The sequence below is a fragment of the Micromonospora sp. 4G55 genome (genome assembly GCF_016803375.1).
Window position 1 is genome coordinate 1 of the sequence record NZ_JAEVHN010000866.1, and the last position, 2221, is coordinate 2221.

General features: G+C 72.5%; 3 protein-coding genes, 1 pseudogene and 1 riboswitch. Of the genes and pseudogenes, 2 read left to right on the plus strand and 2 right to left on the minus strand.

Features of this window, described 5'->3' with window-relative positions:
- A pseudogene (locus JNW89_RS35385) lies at window positions 1-350 on the minus strand (ornithine cyclodeaminase family protein); the annotation flags it as partial.
- 91 nt (window positions 351-441) lie between these two features.
- Window positions 442-505: riboswitch (guanidine-III (ykkC-III) riboswitch) on the plus strand.
- Window positions 506-567: 62 nt separating this feature from the next.
- Here JNW89_RS35385 and JNW89_RS35390 point away from each other — a divergent pair.
- On the plus strand, window positions 568-882 hold the full coding sequence (locus JNW89_RS35390; RefSeq protein WP_238451472.1) for a multidrug efflux SMR transporter: 315 nt from the start codon (window positions 568-570) through the stop codon (window positions 880-882).
- 112 nt (window positions 883-994) lie between these two features.
- A complete protein-coding gene (locus JNW89_RS35395; protein WP_179803666.1) occupies window positions 995-1240 on the plus strand; it encodes a hypothetical protein in 246 nt (81 codons plus the stop codon).
- Window positions 1241-1375: 135 nt separating this feature from the next.
- Here the strand turns inward: JNW89_RS35395 and JNW89_RS35400 are convergent.
- A partial coding sequence (locus JNW89_RS35400) for an FtsK/SpoIIIE domain-containing protein (RefSeq protein WP_255541592.1) occupies window positions 1376-2221 on the minus strand: 846 nt, incomplete at its 5' end.

Genomic DNA, 2221 nt, shown 5'->3' on the forward strand with positions numbered 1-2221 from the left:
CGCGCCAGCGCGTCCACCGCGACCCCGCCCAGTCCCCCCGGTACGCCGGGAGCCCAGCTCCTCGCCGACCGCCACCGCCCGCACCGCCCCCGGTACGCCCGTCGTGCAGCACCACCAGCTGCTCGGACTCCGACAACCCGAAGGTGTCGTACGACCGGAAGCCGTACCACTCGCCGGTGAGGTGGCCGGCGGTGAGCACCATCCGCCCGCCGTCCAGCGGGGCGGCCGCCCCGGGGCGGGGCGACGAGCCGGCCGGCGTGGGCGGCCAGCAGCGCGTCCCGCATCGCCGCGACGGTCGCCGCAGCGTCCAGGGCGGCGGCGACCTCCCGGTCGGTGAAGATCAGCGTCATGCTTGCCATCCTGCAACCTGAAGTCAGGTTCAGCTCAACCGGTGGTGCGCGAGATCACCGCCCGCCCGGACCGGGCGATGTTAGCGTCGGCGGTGGCGGCCCCGGCCGTCCCGGACGAGTGGTGGGCGTACCCGGTCAGGCCAAGACGCCCCGCGACAGGCAGACCGACTCGTCCCGGCCCCGAGGGTCCGGGCCCGCTTCCGCGAGGTGATGACCCGTGGCCTGGATCGTGCTGGTGCTCTCCGGCCTGCTGGAGACCGCGTGGGCGGTGTCGCTCGACCGCAGCGCCGGCTTCAGCCGCCCCCTCCCCTCCGTCGTCTTCGTGGTCACCCTGGTGCTCAGCATGCTCGGGCTGGCGTACGCGCTGCGCGACATCCCGATCGGCACCGGCTACGCGGTCTGGGTCGGCATCGGCGCGGTCGGCACCACGCTGGTCGGGATGGTGGCGCTCGGCGAGTCGGCCAGCCTCGCCCGGATCGTCTGCCTGCTGCTGGTGGTCGCCGGCGTGGTCGGGCTCAAGCTCTTCCACTGAACCCCGGCGGGGCGCGGCGGGACGAGCGGTATCGGCCCTGATGAGTAGTCCGAGGCCGGAGTGGGTAGACAGCCGCCGAACACCCAAAGCGGCTCTCACCACGGAGGACGTCATGGCCGACATGCACGCGACCGCTCGCCCGCGCAGCAACGCCGCCCGGATCTGCACGATCCTGGCCTTCGTCTTCGCCGTCGTCGCCATCTTCGTGGCGCCGGTGATCTTCGGTATCGCCGGCCTGGTGCTCGGCATCGTCGGCGCGGTGCTCGGCGACAAGCCGCTCGGCTGGTACGCCGCCGCCGCCAGCGTCGTGGGCGCCATCATCGGTGTCGTCCTCGTCGCCGCGATCATCAACAACTGACCACCACAACTCCACGCGAGGCCCGCCGGCGTTCCGGCGGGCCTCGTCATGTCCCGACCGCGGTTGCGCGGTGCTGCCCGGCCGCGGGGCCCCGTCGCGTCGGCACCCGGTGCGGCCGGCCACCGGGCGGGACCGTCAGTCCTCGGCGCCGCGCAGGCCGACCAGGACCTCTTCCAGCTCGTCCGGCTTGACCAGCACGTCGCGGGCCTTGGACCCCTCGGACGGGCCGACCACGCCCCGGGTCTCCATCAGGTCCATCAGCCGGCCCGCCTTGGCGAAGCCGACCCGCAGCTTGCGCTGGAGCATCGAGGTCGAGCCGAACTGCGAGGTGACCACCAGCTCGACCGCCTGCACCAGCAGGTCCAGGTCGTCGCCGATGTCCTCGTCGATCTTCTTCTTGCTGTCCTGCGCGGGGGCCAGCACGTCCGGGCGGAACTCCGGCTCGCGCTGGTCCTTGCAGAACTTCACCACGTCGGCGATCTCGCGCTCGGTCACCCAGGCGCCCTGGATCCGCACCGGCTTGGAGGCGCCCATCGGCAGGAAGAGCCCGTCGCCGCGGCCGAGCAGCTTCTCCGCGCCCGGCTGGTCGAGGATGACCCGCGAGTCGGCCAGCGAGGAGGTGGCGAACGCCAGCCGGGACGGCACGTTCGCCTTGATCAGACCGGTGACCACGTCGACAGAGGGGCGCTGGGTGGCCAGCACCAGGTGGATGCCGGCCGCGCGGGCCAGCTGGGTGATCCGGACGACCGAGTCCTCCACGTCGCGCGGGGCGACCATCATCAGGTCGGCCAGTTCGTCGACGATCACCAGCAGGTACGGGTACGGGCGCATCTCCCGCTCGCTGCCCGGCGGGGCCTTGATCTCGCCGTTGCGCACCTTGCGGTTGAAGTCGTCGATGTGCCGGACCCCGTTGGCGGCGAGGTCGTCGTAGCGCATGTCCATCTCGCGGACGACCCACTCCAGCGAGTCGGCCGCCTTCTT

Excerpts from the sequence above, each read along its gene's own strand:
- JNW89_RS35395 (WP_179803666.1), top strand. The coding sequence starts at position 995 with ATGGCCGACATGCACGCGACCGCTCGCCCGCGCAGCAACGCCGCCCGG.